Genomic DNA, 21,050 nt, shown 5'->3' on the forward strand with positions numbered 1-21,050 from the left:
TCAGCGGCGCCCGGGAATCAGCCAGGGCATGGGCTGGAACCCGGCCTCGCGATGGCCTTTCAACCGGTCGAGGGCGGCGTTGGCCAGGTGGCCGGTGAGGGTGCCGCTGTCGAGGAGCTGCTGGACGAAGGCATGATCGCCGGCGGCGATGGTGGAGACGATCACGGCATGCCCCAGATGCTCTGGCATCTGTTGAACAGCTCGGGCGAGCGCACGACGCGGCGTCGGCTCCGACGCATGGACGAGTTGCCGCGCTATCGGGGCGAGCTTCTCGGAGATACGGCGCCTCTGCTTCGTGGACTGCGTGGCAGCAGTCCAGATAGCGACCTCCAGAAGTCGCTCCGCTGTTCCGATGGCGTCGCCGCTCGAATCTCGGTACGTGCGAAGGTAGGTCGCGATGTGATCGAAGCGGTCGGTCGCGATGATCTGGCGGCCTTTGAGGGGATACTCGCAAGTGAGCTCCCACAGCGGCTCCCACGCGCTGCGTGCACCGGAGATGGCAAGGATGGTCCGGTAGGCGGTGAACCCCGCGTCCACCAGGCGTTGCTTCGCCTTGGTGAGTTCCGCTGGTCGGGCGGGGGAGCGCAGCGGCTCGATCACCTCCGCATGGACGATGCCGAGGGCACCCATTGCTTCGTGCGGTCGGTGTCCCACGCTCGTCGGGAGCATTTCCGTCACCACCGCCTTGGCGAGCGGGTCTCGCACCGCGGCGAGGTGTTCGGCGATGGCCGCGGCAGTCGGATCGATGAGCTCGACCTCCTGCAGGCGTCGGAGCAGAGACGCTGCCGGAAGTTGGGACGTCTCCTTCGCATCGAGTCCGTCTTCGGTCACACGGACGAGGTCATCCAGCCGCGTGCTGGCCGCTGCCCTGCCATGCGCATGCGAGAGGAGCATGGTCAAGATGCCGTAGCGGCGTGTGGCGAGTGCCACGCTGAGGATCGCCTGGCCCACGCGTTCATCGCGATCGAGGTATGCGGGTGCCTGTTGCAGGAAGTCCAACAATGCGCTCGGGCTTCCGTCTTCGGGTACGAGCGTGCGGGGGTCTCGCTCGACATCATGAAGCACCGCCGCGGCACGTTCGTCCTTCGCAAGGGCTGCGGGTACCAGGGCGCCCAGGAGGTAGCCGGGTGTCCGCCAAAGTCTCGGCTCCTCCGGAAGGAGACCGTCGACGACGGTCGCGATGACCTCCGGAGGCGTCGCGACGTCCGCCAGTGCGGCGCGAACGGCGATCGCCCATCGCTGGGCGCTAATCGATTGCGTCTTCGAGTGCGCGGGGAGACCGTCGATGAGCGCGACGTGCATCAGGTCGGCCGCTATCTCTCTGGCCAGCGAGTCCCTGCTCAGGATCTGAACGAGGAAGGGCCCGACGATGTGTGGCGGTCCGTCTGCCGCCTCGCGGCCGAACAGGTCGCGCAGGATGCGTCGCGCATGATCATTCCGTGTGGGGCTCAGACCGCTGAGGTGCAGCGCGATCGCGTGCAGCTCGGCCGATTCGCGCACGGTCGGCGGTGTGCTGGTGATCCGATCGAACGCTCGGCTGGCGAACGTCTCCCATTCTCCGTCGGTGACGACCGGTGGGAGACTGCGTCGGCGACCGATCTGCAGGAAGACGATCTCACCCGCGGCGACGCCGATGTCACGCCGTAGGGAGGGGAAGGTGCGAGCGGTCGCCGTCGCTGCGGTGACCACTTCATCGGCGAAGTCATCGTCTGCGTCGAGCGCGGTCCAGATCTCCGCCACGCGCCGCAGGAGCTGGACCCGGCCGGTGGCGTCGGGGAGCGACCTGAGCAGGGCGAGTATGCACGCGCGCGCATACTCCGGCCGCGCGGATGCGATCAGAGCCAGGAGCTCGAACGCCGGTGCGGGCCTCCCGAGCGACGCGACCTGATGGGAGACCAGGTAGCCGATGATGTCGAGCTCCTCGACGAGGGCGCTGAGCTGCTCCGGCCAGCGTCGAGCGAGTCGTACGCAGCAGTCGACGAACGCCCGGTGCGCGTGAGCGCGATGAGTAGGCCACAATCGACGCAGCAGGACGAGCAGATCGCCGGGCTCGTCCCGCGCTGCCTGGGGCAGATGGCCCAGCAGACGAGCGATCGTATCGTCGTCGAACGTCTCGGCGATCTCGCGGCTGATCGGTGTACCGGGCACATGGCACCAGCCGAGCATGCCGATGGAGCGCAGAGATGCCGTCGGGCTCCGGAGGAGATCGCTCACCACCTCCGAAGCACCACGCCGGGTGTGCACGTCTCGCGCGAGCAGTATCAGCAGCTGCTCGACGACCGCGCCGGTGAAGAGATCGTGTGGGTGATCCTCGATGTGGGCGATGAGCTGTGCCAGTGCGGATGCGCCGTCGCGGATGAGGAGCGCCTTCGCCGCGATGAACTCGAAGAGCACTTGATGCGCGAAGCGAAACTCCGTCAGGTTCCCGACGAGGACGCCGCGATGCTTCAGGCTGTCGAGGGCGGGTGAGAGTCCGGACGGGAGTGGGAGAGGCATCTCGACGCGTGGGAGTGCACTCTCAGCTCGCTGCCACGTGACGGCGGGGCTGGCGTCGGCGAGCATGAGGATGCCGAGCCGGGCGGCGACCGCGGTGAGATCGACGTTCTCGGCATAGCGCTCACTGCGCTGATCGCTGACGATTCGAAGCTGCCAGTACCGTTCGTACAGGGCGGACACGTCGAGGTCCGTGCTGGGGAGCACCCCCGCGCTCAGTTCGAAGAGCAGACGAAGCAGGAAGGGGGAGCGCAACACCTCCAACAGCGGGAGGCCGCGGGTTCGCGCCGCCTCCAGAAGATCTATGCCGCCTTCGTGGTCGTGTGCGGGCAGGTACCTCCGCATCAGGCTGCCGAGCGCCCGAGGCAGCTCCGTGGTGTCAGAGTATCCGCCGAGGTCGATGCGCATCGTCGCCCATGCCGCCGGCAGCTGGCGCTCCTCGACAGGCCGCACCGTGATGAGCAACGGTATTCCTGCGCTCTCCAGCTGGGTGACGAGGTCGAGCGTCTCGAGGATCAGGCTCTCGCTGTGCAGGAGCAGGTCTGCAGTGTCGAGCAGCAGGACCGGTCGGAACGATCGGTCGCGCATTCCCACGAGGTGACCGAGGAGAGCCTGTGCATCGAGCAGCCGGTGCCCGTTCGCCCCGTGGATGAGCCACGTCGCGGAGATGAGGACCGGGGTGTGCCGCCGGGAGCGGATCTGGCCCGCCAGACTCCACAGCACACTCGACTTCCCGCTTCCTGCCTCGCCTCGGACGATCACGGTTCTCGGCGCACCCGAGATCATCTCGAGCATGCGGTCCTCGACATCGCGCCGGATATGCAGCTCAGGCGTGGGCGGAGTGCCGAGGATCCGCTCGCCGAGCTCGCGCTCGTACTCTCCGGCGAGCCGCAGGATCCGACGTGCGTCGTCGGGCAGCTCGTCGAGCGACGGCATCCTGCGCGACGATTGCTCGTCGGTGAGGAATTCGAGAAGGACTGACAGGAACTGGCGCCAATAGTGACCGGAGGCGGCAAGAGCCCTGTCGGCGTCGAATCGGCGATACGCGATCGCGGCCCGGCCTTCGATGGTGCAGATCTCCGTCTGACGCGCCTGGACCCGCGCGGGTCGCGAGACGTCATCGGCGATGAACACGTCGGCGTCGGGGAGGGTCAACGCGCGGAGTACGGCGATCGCGGTCTCGCGGTCGCTGAGGGTGCGCCTGCTGTCTCGCCGGTCCGTGCTGGGGGTGATGCTCTCCCGCTCGACCAGCTCATCGTGGAGACGCCCCAGAACACCTGCGGGATCCGACTGGAGAGGCGCGAGCAGATGCGGTCCGAATCCGGCCTGCTGAGCGATCTCGTCGGAAGCGAGCACCGCGTGCACACAGTCGAGGGGATGGGGTCCGCTCTCGTGCTCGTTCACGAAGTGCATCGCGTAGTGGATCAGGGCGATTCCGCTCGCCGGCGCAGGTGCGCGTGTCATCGGGTGCTCCTCATGCCCCCATCATCCCGGCTGCGCGGCGGGTCCGCACGAACGGTTACGGCGGAACGCTGACGACGCTCGCGGGGCGCTGACAACCGGTCTGACAACCCGAGTCTCGAGGGGCTCTGACGATGGTCCCACTGAACCCACGAATCGCTACGCCGACGCAGAAGGTGCGGGGTGCGTAGCCGGAAAGGAAGAGACCATGGCCACATCTGAGACGAAGGTACGCAATGCCGACGTCACCCCTGAAGTCCGCACCGATGTCTTCGAAACGAGCCCTGAGAGCCGTTTCGCCGTCATCTCCCTCGGATACGGGCTGCGCGCCAACGTGCACTACACGGCGTACCTGGAGCTCCGCACTCGGGTCTACACCGCGCAGACCGGGATGCTCGGGGCGGATGCTCTCGTCGGAGGGCTCGACATCGACGACGACGATGACCGCTCGACGGCGTTCCTCGTCATCGAGAATCGCATGCCGCACCCGGTGGCGGTCGCATGCGTCCGGGTGATCGAGCGCAGCGGCAGCGATCACCGACCGATTCCCGCTGACGCGCTGTTCGATCTGGATCTGCCGGCCGGATGCGTGGAGGTCTCGCGCTACATCGCCCGGCTCGACGACCGTCCGGCTCAGGCCGGTGCCCTGGCCGAGCTGCTGCGGTCCACCATCGCTCACATCCGCCGGCGCGGTGCGGAGGAGCACATCTACGCGATCGTCGAGCGACCGCTGGAGCGTGTGCTCCGTGTCATGGGCGTGGGCGTCGAGCGGATCGCCGAGCCGATGTGGTTGGACGAGTACCAGGGCGTGAACCTCGCGATCCGACTCGACGCCGGCGCCTCGGCGGTGAATCTCGGAGGACTGCACGAGATCGATCAGCTCGATGTCGCGGTCGGATCTGTGCGGTTCTGGGGCGTGATCGAGGGATGATCACGCGACACGATGCCCACCAGGAACCGGTGCCGGCGGAGTACCGGCGGAATCTCGGGTTCTGGAGGCGCAGCGAGCAGGAGCTCATGCGCGGATCGACCATCGCGATCGCCGGCGCGGGAGGAGACGGGTTCGACCTCGCGATGGCGATCGCGATGATGGCAGGACCGAAGGAGATCCGGATCGCGGATCCGGAGACCTTCGAGCCGGAGAACTCCAACCGTGTCGCGTGGGCCGACGCCTCGACATACGGGCGGCGCAAGGTCGAGGCGCTGGAGGAGAGCATCGCGAGGATCCGCCCCGGTACGCGGGTGACGGCCTTCCCGGAGGGGATCACCGCCGACAACGCCGACGCCTTCGTCCGCGGTGCCGACCTCGTTCTCGACGAGTCGGAGTTGCGGTATCTCCATGTGGGTACGGCGCTGGCGCGCGCCGCACGTCGTCACGGGGTCCCGAATCTCCTCGTGATGAACATCGGCTTCGGGGCGATCGCGACCTCGTTCGCGCCTCGCAGCCGGCACACGTTCGAGCGGATGATGGGACTGCCGTCCGACATCTCGCTCGAAGATGCCGCGCAGCGCAGTCCGGATCTGGACCGTTGCGTTCCGTACGTCCCGTCTTACGGCGACCTTGACACCTTCGTCGCCACGGTGCGCGGCGCCCCTCTTCCGTCCGTCGTGCACGGAGTGAAGGCGGCCGTCAGCCTCGGGGCGACCGAAGCGCTCCTGCACCTCACACGGCGTGACGGGAATCGTCGTCGCTCGCCCGTGTACGCGCCGCACTGGGCGTACACCGATGCCATGACGCTCAGGTCCGGTCGGATCCGCTTCGCCCGAACGCGCCATTGGGCCGGTAGTGCTGTCCTCGCCGGTCGGTCCCTCCTCGGGATGAATCCGAGGGCGTCCTACGGCGCGGAAGGCGGGTCGCGTCAGGCGTGATGACGACCCGCGACGCGGCATGCGTGCGATCGAGACGCCTCAGGGGCCCGGATAGCTCAGCCCTGGGGCGTCTCGAGGTCGACCAGCGCTTCGAGGATCCCCCAGAATCCGAGCGCGGCCGGGTGCCATTCCACCGGAGTACCGTCGATGCCCGGCTTCAGGATGATCGTGTCCGCGAGATCAGGGTTGACCAGCCTGCGCTGGGCGAGTCCTTCGACGACGGCGGCACCCAGGCCGGCAAGCAGCTCGGACGACGCTCCCGGAAGGAACGAGAACCCGAGCCCGGCGAGGGCCTCGCCGTAGAACGTCGATGTTCGTTCGATGAACTGTCGTTCGGTATCGCGCAGCGCGGCGACGAGACGATCCCGGTTCGCGTCATCGGCGAGGCTGCTCGCCGTCGTGATCAGGGTGACGTGCGTTCGCCATGCCGTGGAATCGCTGAAGTGATCGAAGTTCCGGCGCGTCGCGACTCGCACGACTTCTCGCAGCACGGCGACCCGACCCTCGTGGGTGACGAGCAGGTGCTGGTTGCCTTCGATCACCCCGTAGGCCGCGTCCTGAGTACCAGGGTAGAACATGGCGTCGTGCGATTCCGATGAGGTGGCGAGCTCGATCAGCAGATCGGCGAAGAAGTTCTCCTTGGCGGGCCAGAGACGGTAGAAGGTGCTGCGGGGGAGTCCGGCCGTACGGATGAGATCTTCGATGCTGAGGTGCTCCAGGCTCACGGTGAGCCCCGTCTGGGCGAGCATCGACAGTGCCGTCGACAAGGCAAGCTCGCGTGTCTCATCAGCCGACTGCCTGTTGCTGCGCCCCGGAGCGCCCCATCCTTGCGAACTCATAGGTCCATTCAACATCACACTGGCATTTGGGACTGCAAGTTTCAATGTCACAGCGTGGAGGTTGGATGACGAACTGCTATGCTCGGCACAGGTCGTGCAAGGGAGATGATCCGCGCGACGGACTCGTACCGCGAGGGGAGCGTGTGGGTGCGCGAGACCGATCCACTGAGACATGGCGACGTGCGGGACGACTTCCGCGCTGATTCGCCCTCTGTCTGGTGGACACCGTGACTCTCGCTGTCGAGCTCGACACGGACAGCCTGTCGACTTCGTCGAAGCGTGCCTACCTCGCCGATCTCGCAGATATCCGCTCCTGGTGCGCGTCACGCCAGATTCCGGGGATACCGGCGCTCACAGCGCTCGACGCCTTCGTGTATCTGGTCGAGCAGCGAAGACTGGGGCGTGCTCACGCCACGCTGCGCCGTCGTCGAACCCTGTTGCGCAAACTCATCGCGCACGGTTCCGTCGCGATCTCCGCCGGTGAGTTGGGAATGGTCGAGGACCGGTTCCAGAAGATGGGGGACGACGCGACGACCGTGCTGGTCGTGTCGGATGACGCGATCATCCGGGCGGGGTTGCGGGCGGTGCTCACCGATTCGCGGGCAGGGTGCTGGACGGAGGAGAGCGAGAGGCTCTCCCGACCGACCGCCGACTTCTGGGACTACGTCCTCATCTGGATCAACTATCGACACGGCCTGGACCCCTATGGACCGCTGCGCCACATCAACAGCATGGGATCGACTTTCACCGCGCAGACCCCCATCGTGGCCGTCTACACCGGTCGGCTCACACCGATGCTGCAGCTGCGCCTCGCCGAGGCGGGCGTGAGGTACGCAGTGCCGCATGCGTGGCTGTCGGATCACCTGCATCTCCTCGCCGAGATGCTGGACACCGCATCCGTGCCCATCCAGTTCCATCTCGACACGGCGCTCGCGATGCGCCAGAGATTGGGGCTGTCCCTCAGCGGCACCATCGACGCATTGCTGAGTGCCGCAGCCGAAGTGCCTGCGGTGGTGTGGACCGGACATCTCCCGCAGACGCACCTGCCGATCAGTCGGACCGAGGTGACCCGGCTGCGCAGGATCGCCGGTGAGCTCGCCGGGGTTCCTGGGCCGGACTTCAGCAAGTACGCCACCTCGGCCAAGCGCGCACCGGAGACCCCGGAATGGCCCCGAGTCCGCGAGGTCGTGCGTCAAGCCCTCAATCTGACTGACTAGCGATCGGCCACGAACCCCGGCACGCGCTCGCACCTCAGCGCCTGTCACCGGCGCTTCTCCACGTCTTCGGGATCAACCTCGACGGCGACCGCCGTATCGCCGAGGAGGCGGGTGAGAGTATGCGCCTCGCCGCTCGGCGGCGGGAGGCTCTGCCCAGTGATAGCAGTCGTCGCTATCGAAGAGGAGTACGCGGGCAGCTACGGGATCCTGCGCGCCCGGGGCGTGCGGTTCGGCGCGCGCCAGGGCAGCGGCGGAGACACCACTGATGCCGTGGATCTCGACGCCGGGAGCCCACGGCCGGCAATCCCCCCGACGGGCGTCCCGCGGTCCTCATAGCACATCGATGCGCGCGGACCGAGCGTGAACGCTGCATCCGCCGCTTCCCTAGCGTGACCCTCACGGGCGCATTTCCTGGAGCGCTCGCACACGATTCTCTGTGAAAGGACTTGCTGTGGACGCCGGAAGCGCCTTCATCCTCATCCTCCTCCTTCTGCTCGTCGGACTCTTCGCGCTCGGTTTCTGGCAGTCCTCCGTCGCCAAGCGCCAGCACGAGACGGTGGTGACCCTGAGCCCTGCTCGAACACGTCAGGTCATCGAATCCACCTTCAGCAAGATCTTCTGGGCCGATGTGCAGGGTCCCGGTGACATCAACAAGAGACGCCGCACGCCCAACGACTCCGGGGCCACGATCTCGATCGACATCGGTGAGACCGCCGACGGAAAGACGCACGTCCAGGCATGGATGTCGGCGTGGAAGACGCGCTATGGCCTGGTCGCCAGCGGAGGCTCGGGCCTGGCCAAGAAGGTCATCAAGAAGCTCGAGCAGGCCTGAGCCATGTCTCGCGCGATAGGGATCGACCTGGGGACGACCTACTCGGCTGTCGCCATCCTCCGGGACACGGGGGAGCCGGAGGTTCTCGCGAACCGCGACGGCGAGAACATCACGCCGTCGGTCGTCCTGTTCCAGAGCTTCGAAGGGAGCGACGAGCCCCTCGTCGGCACCATGGCGAAGCACTCCGCCGCCAGCGCCCCTGAAGACGTGGTGCAGTTCGTCAAGCGCAATCTGGGCGACGCCGCGTGGCGCTTCACCTCCACCACCGGCGCCAGCTACGGAGCCGAGGAGATCTCCGCGGTCATCCTGCGTCGACTCAAGGAGGATGCCGAGCTGGCGCTGGGGACAGCAGTGACCGATGCCGTCATCACGGTTCCGGCCTACTTCGACGATGCGCGCCGCACCGCGACGAGGCATGCCGGGAAGATCGCGGGGTTGAACGTGCTGCGGGTGCTCAACGAACCCACTGCGGCCGCGCTGTCCTTCGGGCTGGACACCTCGGCGGAGGGCGTCGTGCTCGTCTTCGATCTCGGCGGGGGCACGTTCGATGTGACGGTCATGCGCATCGCCGCAGGGGAGTTCGACGTGCTCGCCACTGATGGCGACCGCAACCTCGGCGGCTTCGATTTCGACAACAGACTGATCGAGTACATCGCGGGACAGGTCGAAGAGCAGGGCGGCCCCGATCTCCTGGACGACAACGCTCACGTCGTGGCGCTGCGCGAGAAGGCCGAGATGGCCAAGCGCAGTCTCACCACAGTCACGACGACGACCGTGCATGTCTCAGCGGACGGACGACCGTATCGCATCGTGATCGAACGGGGCGAGTTCGAGCGGATCACGGCAGACCTCCTCAGCCGCACGCGGGATCTCACGGAGCAGGTCCTCGCGGAAGCCGGCGTCTCCTGGCATCAGGTCGATCACGTGCTGCTCGTCGGCGGATCGACACGTATGCCCATGGTCCGGGCGCTCGTCGAGCGTCTGGCAGGGCGGCCGGCTGACCGTTCCGTGCACCCGGATGAGGCCGTCGCGCTCGGCGCAGCCATTCAGGCCGCCATGGAGGACTCCGCCACCATGGGGGCGGACATCGACCTGTTCGACGGCAGCGCACCTTCGATCGCCGATGTGACATCGCAGTCGCTCGGCGTGCTCCAGGTCGACTCCGATACCGGTCGAGACGTCAACACCATTGTGATTCCGAGGAACAGCAAGATCCCCGCCAAGCTCAGCGCCGACGGCTACACGGTGGTCGACAACCAGACAGCGATCCACGTGCAGGTCACCGAAGGTGACGACACGAATCCCGAGTACGTGGTCGAGATCGGCTCGAAGGACATCCCGATTCCCCCGTATCCGAAGGGAGCCGCCGTCCGTGTCACGTACGCGTACGACATCGATCAGACGGTGTTCGTCGAGATCACCGATCTGACAGCGAACCGCTCGCTGGGCACGTTCACTCTCGATCGTCTCGCCAACCTGACAGACGACGAAGTGCAGACGGCTGCGCGCAAAGTGCGATCGCTCTCTGTCCAATAACCACGTCCTCCCAGATCCGGAGTGCAGGAAATGACTTTCACGAATTACTACAACATTCTCGAGATCGAGCCACGCGCGACCTCGGACGAGATCAACAGTGCGATCAGTGAGAAGCGCCGCTTCTGGCAGCCCAAGACGAGCAATCCGAAACTGGAGACACGTCAGCTCGCCGAGAAGATGATGAAGGACATCTCGGATTCCGAGGCGATCCTGAACAACCCAGCGCGACGGGCCGATTACGACAGGCAGCTCGCCGCGCAGGTCGACGTTCCTGTTCAGGTGCCGGTCGCGGGGGCGGCACAAGGGCGCGACTGGATGAAGATCACGATGGAGTACCTCGCACAGGGGAACGCTGCGCAGGCGAACTATGCCGCGCGCGAGGCGACGGCGCAACAGTCCGAGAACGCCGAGGCTTGGTACTTCCGCGGAGTGTCATCGGCCCTGCTCGACCAGGCGCAGGACGCCGCGTTCGAGTTGCACGAGGCGATCAGGCTGAACCCGAACGAAGCGACGTACCACGCGGAGCTCGGCGACCTGCTCCTCAAAAGCGAAGCATGGAATGACGCCCTCGGCGAGTATCAGCGGGCCAGCAGCCTCGCGCCCGACAACCCCTACTACAAGGCCGGTGCCGGACTGTCCTACCTCGCACTCGAGCAGCTCGACAGCGGTGCCGCGCTTCTCAAGGCGGCCCACGAACAGGTCCCGGACGACCAGCTCGTGCGCTACTACCACGGGATCGCGCTGTTGGAGCTTGCGACGGACGGGTGGTCGACATTCCCCGATGCCTCGCAGAACATCCTGTCTGAGGCGCAGCTGCGCATGTCGAGAGAGAAGCTCGCAGAGATCGATCGCCTCGGGGTCGACGATCGGAGCTTCCACAACGACGTCGACGAGGTGCGGGTGCTGGTCGAGCAGGCCGAGACCGTGAAGTTCCAGTCGTTCGGCGGTTTCCCCGGTCTCGTAGCCGGGGAGGTCGTCACGTTCATCGCCATGATCATCGCCTTCGCCTCGGGCGGAGCAGGCGCTCTTCTGGGCGTCATCTTCCTCGGCCTCATGGTGCTGTGGGTGGTCCTGTTCGTCCGTATGCACCGGATGACCGGCTGGCAGTGGAATCGCAAGCAGGCGCCTGCCTTCGTCCGTACGACCGGCCTTCAGTAGAGAGGTCTCAGCAATGACCACCGAGGATCCCATTGTCGCCGTGAACAGCGATGCTCTCTCCGCGCTCCAGGCGGAGGTCTCTCAGTTGGCCGACCTCTTCAAGCGGCGGCTGCTCGATGATCGCAGCAAGAACGCGCTGATCGAGACCGTGCAGGAGCAGGTGCGCGTGTCCAACGATCTGCTCAGGCATCGCGACCTCGAGAGTCTTCTCAGCGAATCCCTGCTCGCGATCGATCGGTTGCAGGGCGAACCCTCGACTCCTGAACTCGTCGCGTCGGTGGTCGACGAGCTCTTGGAGGTCTTCCGGCGTCGCCGTCTCGTCGAAATCGATGACGAGGGATTCTTCGACCCCCGGCTCCACGAGGTCGTCGACACGGTGACGGCCGCAGGCGACCTGGAGCCGCACGCGATCGCCGCCGTGCGGCGGAAGGGCTACCTGCTCGGCGATCGTCTTCTCCGCCCCTCCCGGGTGGTCATCGCCGTGAGCCGTGATGAGTGACCCTCTGAAGGCTGCGGCGGAGCGGCTGCGCCGCGCCCACGGTCGTGTGCTGGGCGCATTGGAGGCGGCGAAGACGGATGCCACTTCCAGGAGGGACAGCGGCCGCCTGGCCGCGCAGGCCGCTCTGGACCGGCAACGCGCGATCGTACGGAACCAGGCAGCACAGGCTGTGACAGAGCACAGCCTGCGGGCCAGGGATGCCGCCGCGATGCTGACTGCAGGAGCCTCCGGGCCGCTGGCCGTGGCCGAGAATGTGATGCTCGGTCGGCTGTCCACGCCGGGGCGTCCGCTGGGGGTGAACGAGGACGTCGAAGCGCCGTTCGTCGTGCCCCTCCTCGGGCACGGGAACATCGTGATCGAGGCGGACACGATGCTGGCGAAACCGCTGGTGGAGCGGATCGTGTGGCAGGCGCTCAGCGGCACGGCCCCTGGTCAGCTCGACGTGATCGGGTACGACCCGAAGCTGACCTCCGCGCTATCGCCCTTCAGCAGGCTTCGCTCGGCATCGGATGACGCCCTCCAGGTACTGAACCGCGCGGCGGAGCTCGACCGGGTCGTACAGCGGCTCGTGTCTGACGTCCAGCGCGTCAACGACACGCTGCGTGGTTCCGGCCAGACGCTCATCGACTTCCGACGTGCGGCCGGGCATCCGGTCGAGCGGTTCCGGCTCGTCGTGCTGCTCGATTACCCCGCCGAGATCGATGAGCCTCTGCACCGCCAGGTGCTCTCTCTTGCGAAGGCGGGTCCGGATGTCGGGCTGGCATTCGTCTTCGTGGTGCCGCCGGGCGGGGCGGGGGCACCTTCCTGGTGGAAGTCGGAGGACGTGCGCAGCCTCGGGGCGGTCATCCGAGCGGAGCAGGAGACACTGTGCTGGGCCGCGCATCCGACGTTCGAGATCACACTCGGCGGGCACGACGCCGCGAGCGTCGCCCGAGCGGTCGACGAGCTCGCGGAGCGGGCCAGCGCTGCCTCGGCTCCCCGGATCCCGTTCGAGCGGGTGCAGCCCCTCTCGACCGGGTGGGAGGCCTCCAGCGCCGACCGCCTGCAGTTCGCCGTCGGCCTGTCGGGGTCTGCTGTCGCCGAGGTCACCCTCGGCGACGAACGCGATCAGCGCCACAACATTCTCATCACGGGGGCGATCGGCCAGGGCAAGTCGAACCTGCTCAAGGTCATCGTGCACAGTCTGGCGCAGCGATATCCGCCGGAGGAGCTGGAGCTTCATCTGCTCGATTTCAAAGAGGGGGTCACGCTCTACCCGCTGGCGCCGCGGCCGGAGTCCCCGGACTTCCTGCCGCACGCGCGAGTTCTCGGTCTGGAGAGCGATCGCGACTTCGGCCTCGCGGTACTTCGGCACATCGAGGCCGAATTCTCCCGCCGCGCGCAACTCTTCCGACCGCACGGTGACAGCATCAGCCGCTACCGCAGCGCCGTCCCCGCTGCGATCATGCCGCGCATCGTCGTCGTGATCGACGAGTTCCACATGTTGTTCGATCCCAACGACCAGCTCGCAGAGGCCGCCGCGCAGCTTCTCGAGGCGATCGCGCGACGAGGCCGCTCTTATGGCGTGCACCTGATTCTCGCTTCCCAGACGATCTCAGGAATCTCTGCACTCCTCAGCCGTGAGGGCGGCATCTTTGCGCAATTCCCCATTCGCCTCGCTCTGAAGAATGCGGCGCAGGAATCCTTCGCGACCCTCGGCCCCGGCAATGATGCGGCCGCGCGGCTGCGGGTGCGGGGGGAAGCCGTGCTGAATCTCGACTACGGACACATCGACTCCAACCGTCAGGTACTCATCGCCGCCGTCGATGACGACGAACTGGCACGACTTCGCCGTCGATGGTGGGAGTCGGCGCGGTCGCGCGTGGACGCGCCGCTCGTTTTCGACGGAAACCGGCGCATCAGAGGTCAGGAGTCCATCGAGTGGCTTCGAAACATCCGCGCGTCTGCCGCGTCCGAGTCATCGACCCCCGTCGCGCTGCTCGGCTATCCCATCGACGTGTCGGGTCGGCCGCTGGCGATCCCGCTCGCGGCTGAGCCTGGCAGGAACCTCGCCATCGTCGGCGCGGGGGAGAACCCGCAGTCGTCGGCTGCTGCGGACCCGGAGAACAATGCGATCGGCGTGCTCCAGCTGGCCGCGGTCTCACTCGCCCTGCAACATCCCGCCGGAGACGCCGAGTTCGTGAGTTTCGAGATGATCGATGAAACGGCATTGCAACGGAACAACCACCAGAACTGGCTCGACCTCATGGCGGCCCTCGGCTACACGGTCGAACGCGTAGGTCGCGACGTGATCGCCGACTACCTGCAGGAGAGCGCATCAGACCTCGAAGGTCGCGATCCAGACGCACCCCCGAGGTACCTGCTGGGCTTCGGCCTCGATCGGGCCACGATGCTCGATGCTCCGGACGTCTTCGCCCACCGTCCCGCAGAGGACCTCCAGCAGGTGCTTCGCGCGGGGCCGGTGAAGCACGTGCATCTGCTCGGATGGTGGGCCAATGCGGCGACGTTCCGTTCGCACATCGGATTCGGCGGCGAAGGATTCATCGACGCGATGCTCGTGCTCAGGCTCGACCAGAGCAGTACTCAGGATCTGCTGTCGTCTCCCTTCGTCTCCTGGTCGGTACGGAACAACCGCGGTCTGCTGTCCGATCGCACGCAACTTGCGGAACCCACGACGATCATCCCCTTCTCGCCGCTGACCGCCCGCGTCGCGTCGGTGCTGTCGCAGACCGATTGGGAGGTCTGAGAGTGCTCAGCCCCGCCGAGTCTTATGCGCAGTACGAGGATTCCTTGGCAGCGCTGCTGGCGGTGCCCACCAGGGTTGCTCACGGACTCTCATCCGCCCAGCACCAGCACGAAGCCCAGCGCGCGGCCGCAGACGACGCGTTCCAACGGCAACTGACGCGTCTCGCGAACCTCCGCAACAGCGTGCAGGGGCGCTACGAGGCGGTCGTCGCGACGCTCACAGCGCACGAGGTCCTTCTCCCTCCCCACGTCCGCCCGGATGCGCGTGTCCCTGGTGATGAGGATGCTCTGAAACAGGCGATGGAGGCACACGCGGAAGCGGTATCGGCCGTCGATGTTCAGATTCGCGTCGCCCTGGCCGCGTCCCAGCGCGAGAGCGAGGACGCTGTCCGCCGTGCCGCGGACGCGCGAAAGACCGCGGACGCACTCCGCGTCCGACAGGACAGGATCCGCGCCGAGCGGGAGAGGGCTGTGGAAGAAGCGCGGCTCGCTGGCCGTGCCGGAGTACGCCGTCGACGCCTCTGGAGCGTGGGGGTCACCACGGCCGCCGTCGCACTCATCATCATCGTGGTCATCGTCGTCATCACCCTCAACGAATAACCAAGGGAGAACCCCATGTCTCAACTCAGCTCCGTCAAGCAGCAGCTCACCAGCATCTCATCGGACGCCAAATCCACGGCGGCAGGGCTCGCCGGGTTCAAGTCGAAGTTCTCGCAGGCGATCAACCAGGTGCAGGCCACGATCGGCGGGACGGCCTCAGGCACTGACAAGGAGATGATCCAGACGTTGCAGGCAGCGGAGAAGCAACTCGATGCCGCCATCACGGCGTTGCAGCAGGCCTCGCAGTCGGCAAGCAAGTTCGCAGCGTCGCTCTGAGCGCGCACGTCACGCACTGAATCCGTCGTGGTTCGATGAGCGATCTCCAAGACCTTCTGCGCACGCTCGAGAAGATCGACACAGATGCGGAGCGCCACTCGTCCGAGCTCGTCGCCCACGCGCGGCGTCTGGGGATGGCCGCGGCGAGCGCAGCCGCGGCCGCACGACAGTCCGCACGGGCCGACGGAGTCGGCGCCGCCGTCGCGCTGCAGGCTGCCCAGCACGCAGTGGTGCAGGCCGCGCAACTGCTCCAACAGGTGGCGAGCGCTGGTCGCCGGTTTCAGGCGCGCCACGCACCGGGCGGCGGTGCCGCAACGCCGCCAGGGCAGCCCGAGACCGCAGCCGATGTCGTTCTCACAGCCGCAGACGCCGCCGCACTCGGCGACTACACCGGTCAGGGGTATCGTGCTATGAACGACGCTCTCCGAGGGAAGACGGCTATGACAAGCGATGCCGACACGCGCGCGGCGGCGGTCTCGGCGGCCTTGGCGAAGCTTCCGGATCGCCCGGGACCCGCGTTTCGTGGAACGCAGCTCACGCCGGAGCAGATCGCCGGCTATGCACCAGGGCAGCTCCACCACGAGGACGGGTTCACGAGCACGACATCTGATCCGGCATCGGCGTTCCCGGGCAACGCGCTGTTCCTGGTGTTCTCCAAGCATGGCAAAGACGTCGCGGCGTTCTCGCCGCACCCGGAGTCTGAAGTGCTGTTCGACAAGGGCACCGACTTCTACGTCACGAGCAATTTCTACGATCCACACGTCGGGAAACAAGTGATCATCATGATGGAGGTGTGAAGGATGTCAGACGCTTCCTCACGAGCCATGCCCTCACCTGAGGCTATCGCTGCTGCTGAAGCTGCGGCGCGCGCGTTCCTCCAGGCGGTCGCGGACGTCCCTCCGGGCGAGCGCATCCTGCTCGACAGCGAGAAGTTCTCCGGCGCGATCGCCGAGGTCGTGATCGACGACGGCTCCGCAGGCGCACCGTAGGCAGGCTCCCGGACTGCTCGGACCGAGCGGATTCGCGGACGGGCAACGTGCTCCGTCAGAGCGTCGGTGTCGGCAGCCACATGCAGATCGAGTGTCTCGATCCGGGTGCACGAGAGCACGCCCGCCCTATCGCCGAAGTGATCGCAGACGCGAGGCTTCGTCACGTGGGCGTGCTCGACGATACCCCGGCCTCCAGGCTCTACGCTGAGCATCATGCGGGCGAACGAATTGGATGTCGCGGATATCGGCCAAGCGGTGGCGACCGGAGCCGTGCCGCCGGATGCCCGGCTCGATGAGGTGCTCGCCGCCGCCTACGCGCGCGCACATCGTCATGAGGAAGGCGCGGTCGCGGACTACATCCCGCTGCTGGCCGACGCTGATCCCGCCGCGTTCGGCGTGTGCGTCACGGATGTGCGCGGGGGACTGCACGAGATCGGCGACACCCGCATCCCCTTCTCGATCCAGTCGATCTCCAAGGCGTTCGTATATGCGCTGCTGAGTGAGCAGGTGGGCCACGAGAAGGCGTTCGACATCGTGGGGGTCAACAACACGGGTCTCGCGTTCAACTCGGTCGTCGCGATCGAGCTCAACGACGGACACCCGATGAACCCGATGGTCAACGCAGGCGCGATCGCCACCACGGCGCTCCTCCCGGGCGACGCGGATGACAAATGGGATGCGATCCGCGCGGGCCTCTCGCGCTTCGCTGGCCGCGAGTTGCAGATCGATGAAGAGGTGTATCGATCCGAATCCGCGACCAACCATCGCAACCGCGCGATCGCCACCCTGCTGCAGAGCTACGGGCGCATCACCACCGACCCCGACGCTGTCGTCGACGTCTATACCCGCCAGTGCTCGCTGCTCGTCGATGCCAGAGACCTGGCAGTGATGGGGGCCACTCTCGCGGACGGCGGAGTGAACCCGGTGACGGGAGAGCGGGTCGTCTCGGCCGACGTCTGCCGCGACACACTCGCGGTGCTGTCGGCCAGCGGACTGTACGAGCGCTCGGGGGAGTGGCTGTTCGAGATCGGCCTCCCTGGGAAGTCCGGCGTCGCCGGCGGCCTGGTCACCGTCGCTCCCGGCAAGGTCGGCATCGGTGCCTACGCGCCTCCGCTCGACAGTGCCGGCAACAGCGTGCGCGGGCAGATCGCCACGGCCTTCCTCGCGCGCTCCCTCGGGCTGAACATCTTCGCCTCCGATTCGCACTTCACGAGAGGAGCAGACGCATGAGCGCTGCATCGTCCGCCGTCCCCGAGTCCACTCCGCTCGCGGAGGAGGCCCGCGCATCCTGGGTGCCGATGATCGGGCTCTTCCTCGCGCAGATCCTGATGTCGTACAACGTCTCAGCACTGCCGGTCTCGCTGGGCGGCATGGTCGAGACGTTCGGTGTGCCCCCGACCGACATCAGCACGGCGATCGTCACCTACGGTCTCGTCGTCGCGGCGCTGGTGATGGTCGGTGCGAAGATCGGCCAGCGCGTCGGATGGGTGATCGTGTTCCGGGTCGTCGTGGCCGTCTTCGCGGTGTCAGCGGTCCTGATGATCGCGGCGCCGTCGGTCGAGTTCGTGATCCTCGCGCAGGCCCTCGCCGGTGCATCCGCGGCGATCATCGTCCCCTCGCTCGTCGCCCTGATCGCCGAGAACTATCGCGGGGCCCAGCAGGCGACGGCGATCGGCTCGCTCGGCTCGGCTCGCGCCCTCGCCGGGGTCAGCGCCTTCCTCATCGGCGGCACCCTCGCGACCCTGGTCGGGTGGCGGCAGGTGTTCATCGTGGTGCTGGTGCTCGCGGTCGCGGTGTTCATCCTCAGCTTCCGGCTGCGGGGTGAGCCCGGGAACCCGGAGATCAAGATCGACGTCGTCGCGGCGCTCCTGATCGGCGCCGGAATCGTATCCCTCACGTTGGGCGTCAACAACCTGAACCGGTGGGGCCTGCTGACGGCAGGTGCGGACGCCCCGTTCGACCTCCTCGGGCTGTCACCGGCGCCGGTGCTCGTGGTGATCGGCCTGGTGCTGGTTCAGCTCTTCTTCCTCTGGACACGCCGGCGCACGAAGGCCGGCAAGGTCCCGCTCGTGAGCCTGTCGGTGTTCGGCTCGTCCCGCGAGCGTGCCGCCGTCTACGCGATGTTCATCGTGGTCGGGCTGGAGGCGGCGCTGAACTTCAGCATCCCGCTCTACATCCAGATCGTCCAGGGTCGCACGCCCTTCGACACCTCGCTGGCGATGCTGCCGTTCAACCTGACCGTGTTCTTCACCGCGATGCTGGTCGTGCGGTTCTATCGGCGCTTCTCTCCCCGCACTATCGGCGTGTTCTCGTTCAGCCTGACCACGGTGGCCCTGGTGTGGCTCGCCGTCGTCGTGAACAACAACTGGGAGACCTTCCCGACCATCCTGGGACTGTTCGTGTTCGGTGTGGGGCAGGGCGCTCTCGTCACCCTGGTCTTCAACGTGCTCGTGACGGCGTCCCCCAAGACGCTCGCGGGAGATGTCGGCTCGGTCCGCGGCACCACGCAGAACCTCGCCTCCGCGGTGGGCACTGCGGTCGCCGGGGCGCTGCTGGTCGGCATCCTCAGCGTCAATGTGGCGGGCTCTCTCGTCGAGCACCCCGAGCTTCCGCCGCAACTGGTGGCCCAGGTCGACCTCGACCGGACGAACTTCGTCAGCAACGACCGCCTGAAAGAGGTGCTCGAGCAGACCGATGCCACTCCCGCTCAGGTCGAGGCCGCGGTGGCCGTCAACGAGGAGGCACGGTTGAGTGCTCTCAAGATCGGCCTGTTGATCCTCGCCGGCGTGAGCGCACTGGCGATCGTTCCGGCGAGCCGCCTGCCGCGCTACCGACCCGGCGAGGTGCCGACATCGGTCGCGACGGGTCGCACGCCGGCGCCCGAGGGCGCAGAGGCCTGATGCTCGAGTGAATGGGCGCTACCGGCACTCTCCGAGGAAACCGAGGTAGCAGACCGCCTCATGCGTCTCGGCGGGTCGGTAGTCCTCGTTCGAGACCTCCCTGGTGGCGGTCTCGGGGGTGCGTTCCAGGTTCCCGAAGCTGCCCAGACTCGCGACCACGCCGTCGGTGCCCTGAGATCGCATGTCCTCGATGGCGCTGGTGAACTCGGCGCAGATGGCCGTCGCCGACTCCGTCAGCTCGACACCGGCGCACACCGCGTCGTACTCGGCGGCCATGGCGTTGATGCAGTCCGACCACGCCTGGTCGACGAAGCAGGGGTTGACGTCATCCATGGCGACGTCGAATCGTCCGGTCTCGTACTCTTCGCTGTGGAACGTCTCGGGCTGTTCCGGCACGTCCACCTTCGTCCAGTGACGGGCGGTGGTGAGGGCGACGACGAGAACGATCACGGCGATGAGCACGAGAGCACCGAGGACCGACAGCAGCACCCACAGCCCGGTCCTGCTCGTGCGAGCAGAGGCGTCCGTGACGAGTGCCGCCGCGGGGGAGCCGACGGAGTGGGCTCCGGGGGCTGCTCGCAGCGCGGTGAGATCGTGGCCGCCGGCGCCCGCGGGGAGAGCTTCGGACACTGCGGGAGTGGTCGCTCCCTGAGTCGCCGCGCCCGGTGCGGCCGGAACGACGAGGGCAACCCAGTAGTCGTACCAGCTGCGGGATGCCGACTCGTCGGCATGCACCTGCACTCCTTCAGCATCGGTCAACGTGAGACCGAGCGATGCCGCGCCGCCCGGTGTCGACAGGCGCTCGCGGAACTCTTCGAAAGACAGGCTCATGCTCGTGATCCTTTCAGAACCGCAGGGGTCCCCTCAATCCGGATGCGCGCGCCGGTGCGGTTTCACGTCGGACCGCCGGGCGAACAGAACCGGCGGTTCGCGATCCCGGTACGATCGGTGCGGTGCTGCTGCACCGCACCGTGCAGTCTCCGGAAGTAGTGAATGAAGTTCGTCGAAGTCCCCATGCTCCCGATCGTGATCCCCTTCGGAGTCGTGATCTTCCTCGTGCTCCTCTGGGTTCTCCGCTCCCGCGGGCGCGTCACGCTTGCCCGGACGAGCGTCGCCGCGGTGCTCGCGGTCTATGCGGGTGGGGTGCTCGCCAACACGGTCTTCCCGATCTTCCTCCGCGTCGGGACAGGGTTCTACGACGGGCCGCGCCCGTTCCCGCTCTACCTCGTGCCGTTCGCCGACTACGGCCTCGAGGACGCTCTCATCAACATCGCGGTGTTCATCCCGCTCGGGATGCTCGTCCCGCTGCTCATCGCGCGGCCGCGCTGGTGGAAGGTTCTGGTGATCGTCGCCAGCGCCAGCCTCGCCATCGAGCTGACGCAGATGGCCACCTCGCGGCTCGCCCTCAGCGGACACCTCGCGGACATCAACGACTGGCTGACGAACATCCTCGGCGGGCTCATCGGCTACGGCCTGTTCCTCCTCATGACGCGCTCGAAAAAGTTCGCCGGATTCGTCCAACAGTTCCGGTGGCCAGCGCGCGAGCGCGCGATCAGTCAGCCAGCCTGATCTCCGCTGACGTGCGGGGAGATCCCGGCAATCGCGACCGCCCTCCCGAGGCACTCGTCGCTGAACT

The 21,050-nt window shown here is 66.8% G+C and carries 18 protein-coding genes; 15 read left to right on the forward strand and 3 right to left on the reverse strand.

Annotated features, from left to right (window positions below; all coding sequences use genetic code 11):
- A complete protein-coding gene (locus MRBLWO12_RS04950; protein ID WP_363553264.1) occupies positions 1 to 3,957 on the reverse strand; it encodes a hypothetical protein in 3,957 nt (1,318 codons plus the stop codon).
- 205 nt (positions 3,958 to 4,162) lie between these two features.
- Here MRBLWO12_RS04950 and MRBLWO12_RS04955 point away from each other — a divergent pair, with 205 nt between their 5' ends.
- The gene (locus MRBLWO12_RS04955) at positions 4,163 to 4,885 is read left to right on the forward strand and encodes a hypothetical protein (RefSeq protein ID WP_363553266.1); all 723 of its coding nucleotides are present in this window, start codon (positions 4,163 to 4,165) and stop codon (positions 4,883 to 4,885) included.
- Complete coding sequence (locus tag MRBLWO12_RS04960) at positions 4,882 to 5,823, forward strand: ThiF family adenylyltransferase (RefSeq protein WP_363553268.1); 942 nt, start codon at positions 4,882 to 4,884, stop codon at positions 5,821 to 5,823. The genes MRBLWO12_RS04955 and MRBLWO12_RS04960 overlap by 4 nt, the downstream gene beginning before the upstream one ends.
- A gap of 56 nt (positions 5,824 to 5,879) precedes the next feature.
- On the opposite strand, the gene MRBLWO12_RS04965 is transcribed toward MRBLWO12_RS04960, so the two are convergent.
- Complete coding sequence (locus MRBLWO12_RS04965) at positions 5,880 to 6,662, reverse strand: TetR/AcrR family transcriptional regulator (protein ID WP_363553270.1); 783 nt, start codon at positions 6,660 to 6,662, stop codon at positions 5,880 to 5,882.
- A 218-nt stretch (positions 6,663 to 6,880) separates the two neighbouring features.
- Between MRBLWO12_RS04965 and MRBLWO12_RS04970 the strand changes: the two genes are divergently transcribed.
- The 12 genes from MRBLWO12_RS04970 to MRBLWO12_RS05025 all read left to right on the forward strand — a co-directional run bounded on the left by MRBLWO12_RS04970 (position 6,881) and on the right by MRBLWO12_RS05025 (position 19,414).
- Positions 6,881 to 7,879 (forward strand): site-specific integrase, encoded by a 999-nt coding sequence (locus tag MRBLWO12_RS04970; protein ID WP_363553272.1) that lies wholly within the window; start codon positions 6,881 to 6,883, stop codon positions 7,877 to 7,879.
- Between the two features lie 451 nt (positions 7,880 to 8,330).
- Complete coding sequence (locus tag MRBLWO12_RS04975; RefSeq protein WP_363553274.1) at positions 8,331 to 8,711, forward strand: hypothetical protein; 381 nt, start codon at positions 8,331 to 8,333, stop codon at positions 8,709 to 8,711.
- A 3-nt stretch (positions 8,712 to 8,714) separates the two neighbouring features.
- Complete coding sequence (locus tag MRBLWO12_RS04980; RefSeq protein ID WP_363553276.1) at positions 8,715 to 10,247, forward strand: Hsp70 family protein; 1,533 nt, start codon at positions 8,715 to 8,717, stop codon at positions 10,245 to 10,247.
- Between the two features lie 30 nt (positions 10,248 to 10,277).
- A complete protein-coding gene (locus tag MRBLWO12_RS04985) occupies positions 10,278 to 11,405 on the forward strand; it encodes a J domain-containing protein (RefSeq protein WP_363553278.1) in 1,128 nt (375 codons plus the stop codon).
- 13 nt (positions 11,406 to 11,418) lie between these two features.
- Positions 11,419 to 11,904, forward strand: a complete 486-nt coding sequence (locus MRBLWO12_RS04990) for a nucleotide exchange factor GrpE (RefSeq protein ID WP_363553280.1) — start codon at positions 11,419 to 11,421, stop codon at positions 11,902 to 11,904.
- Positions 11,897 to 14,650, forward strand: a complete 2,754-nt coding sequence (locus MRBLWO12_RS04995) for an FtsK/SpoIIIE domain-containing protein (protein ID WP_363553282.1) — start codon at positions 11,897 to 11,899, stop codon at positions 14,648 to 14,650. Before MRBLWO12_RS04990 ends, MRBLWO12_RS04995 begins: the two co-directional genes overlap by 8 nt.
- A 2-nt stretch (positions 14,651 to 14,652) precedes the next feature.
- Positions 14,653 to 15,249, forward strand: a complete 597-nt coding sequence (locus tag MRBLWO12_RS05000) for a hypothetical protein (protein ID WP_363553284.1) — start codon at positions 14,653 to 14,655, stop codon at positions 15,247 to 15,249.
- 15 nt (positions 15,250 to 15,264) lie between these two features.
- Positions 15,265 to 15,525 carry a hypothetical protein gene (locus MRBLWO12_RS05005; RefSeq protein WP_363553286.1) on the forward strand — a complete coding sequence of 87 codons (261 nt, stop codon included), beginning with the start codon at positions 15,265 to 15,267 and terminating at the stop codon, positions 15,523 to 15,525.
- A gap of 35 nt (positions 15,526 to 15,560) precedes the next feature.
- Entirely contained in the window at positions 15,561 to 16,322 is a 762-nt protein-coding gene (locus MRBLWO12_RS05010) for an ADP-ribosyltransferase (RefSeq protein ID WP_363553288.1), read from the forward strand.
- 27 nt (positions 16,323 to 16,349) lie between these two features.
- The gene (locus MRBLWO12_RS05015) at positions 16,350 to 16,514 is read left to right on the forward strand and encodes a hypothetical protein (RefSeq protein ID WP_363553290.1); all 165 of its coding nucleotides are present in this window, start codon (positions 16,350 to 16,352) and stop codon (positions 16,512 to 16,514) included.
- Positions 16,515 to 16,727: 213 nt separating this feature from the next.
- Positions 16,728 to 17,744 (forward strand): glutaminase A, encoded by a 1,017-nt coding sequence (gene glsA, locus MRBLWO12_RS05020; RefSeq protein WP_363553292.1) that lies wholly within the window; start codon positions 16,728 to 16,730, stop codon positions 17,742 to 17,744.
- Complete coding sequence (locus MRBLWO12_RS05025; protein ID WP_363553294.1) at positions 17,741 to 19,414, forward strand: MFS transporter; 1,674 nt, start codon at positions 17,741 to 17,743, stop codon at positions 19,412 to 19,414. The genes glsA and MRBLWO12_RS05025 overlap by 4 nt, the downstream gene beginning before the upstream one ends.
- Before the next feature lie 18 nt (positions 19,415 to 19,432).
- Here the strand turns inward: MRBLWO12_RS05025 and MRBLWO12_RS05030 are convergent, their stop codons facing one another.
- Positions 19,433 to 20,245 carry a hypothetical protein gene (locus MRBLWO12_RS05030; protein ID WP_363553296.1) on the reverse strand — a complete coding sequence of 271 codons (813 nt, stop codon included), beginning with the start codon at positions 20,243 to 20,245 and terminating at the stop codon, positions 19,433 to 19,435.
- 162 nt (positions 20,246 to 20,407) lie between these two features.
- On the opposite strand from MRBLWO12_RS05030, the gene MRBLWO12_RS05035 reads away from it, so the two are divergent.
- On the forward strand, positions 20,408 to 20,983 hold the full coding sequence (locus MRBLWO12_RS05035) for a VanZ family protein (protein WP_363553298.1): 576 nt from the start codon (positions 20,408 to 20,410) through the stop codon (positions 20,981 to 20,983).
- The last annotated feature ends 67 nt before the right edge of the window (positions 20,984 to 21,050 follow it).

Source organism: Microbacterium sp. LWO12-1.2 (genome assembly GCF_040675875.1).
In the GTDB taxonomy this organism is placed as follows: Bacteria; Actinomycetota; Actinomycetes; order Actinomycetales; family Microbacteriaceae; genus Microbacterium.

What these genes read in the sequence shown, in the direction of transcription:
- MRBLWO12_RS04950 (WP_363553264.1), bottom strand. Translation starts at nt 3,957, where the DNA reads ATGACACGCGCACCTGCGCCGGCGAGCGGAATCGCCCTGATCCACTAC.
- MRBLWO12_RS04955 (WP_363553266.1), top strand. Translation starts at nt 4,163, where the DNA reads ATGGCCACATCTGAGACGAAGGTACGCAATGCCGACGTCACCCCTGAA.
- MRBLWO12_RS04960 (WP_363553268.1), top strand. Translation starts at nt 4,882, where the DNA reads ATGATCACGCGACACGATGCCCACCAGGAACCGGTGCCGGCGGAGTAC.
- MRBLWO12_RS04965 (WP_363553270.1), bottom strand. Translation starts at nt 6,662, where the DNA reads ATGAGTTCGCAAGGATGGGGCGCTCCGGGGCGCAGCAACAGGCAGTCG.
- MRBLWO12_RS04980 (WP_363553276.1), top strand. Translation starts at nt 8,715, where the DNA reads ATGTCTCGCGCGATAGGGATCGACCTGGGGACGACCTACTCGGCTGTC.
- MRBLWO12_RS04985 (WP_363553278.1), top strand. Translation starts at nt 10,278, where the DNA reads ATGACTTTCACGAATTACTACAACATTCTCGAGATCGAGCCACGCGCG.
- MRBLWO12_RS04990 (WP_363553280.1), top strand. Translation starts at nt 11,419, where the DNA reads ATGACCACCGAGGATCCCATTGTCGCCGTGAACAGCGATGCTCTCTCC.
- MRBLWO12_RS04995 (WP_363553282.1), top strand. Translation starts at nt 11,897, where the DNA reads ATGAGTGACCCTCTGAAGGCTGCGGCGGAGCGGCTGCGCCGCGCCCAC.
- MRBLWO12_RS05005 (WP_363553286.1), top strand. Translation starts at nt 15,265, where the DNA reads ATGTCTCAACTCAGCTCCGTCAAGCAGCAGCTCACCAGCATCTCATCG.
- MRBLWO12_RS05010 (WP_363553288.1), top strand. Translation starts at nt 15,561, where the DNA reads ATGAGCGATCTCCAAGACCTTCTGCGCACGCTCGAGAAGATCGACACA.
- MRBLWO12_RS05015 (WP_363553290.1), top strand. Translation starts at nt 16,350, where the DNA reads ATGCCCTCACCTGAGGCTATCGCTGCTGCTGAAGCTGCGGCGCGCGCG.
- glsA (WP_363553292.1), top strand. Translation starts at nt 16,728, where the DNA reads ATGCGGGCGAACGAATTGGATGTCGCGGATATCGGCCAAGCGGTGGCG.
- MRBLWO12_RS05025 (WP_363553294.1), top strand. Translation starts at nt 17,741, where the DNA reads ATGAGCGCTGCATCGTCCGCCGTCCCCGAGTCCACTCCGCTCGCGGAG.
- MRBLWO12_RS05030 (WP_363553296.1), bottom strand. Translation starts at nt 20,245, where the DNA reads ATGAGCCTGTCTTTCGAAGAGTTCCGCGAGCGCCTGTCGACACCGGGC.
- MRBLWO12_RS05035 (WP_363553298.1), top strand. Translation starts at nt 20,408, where the DNA reads ATGAAGTTCGTCGAAGTCCCCATGCTCCCGATCGTGATCCCCTTCGGA.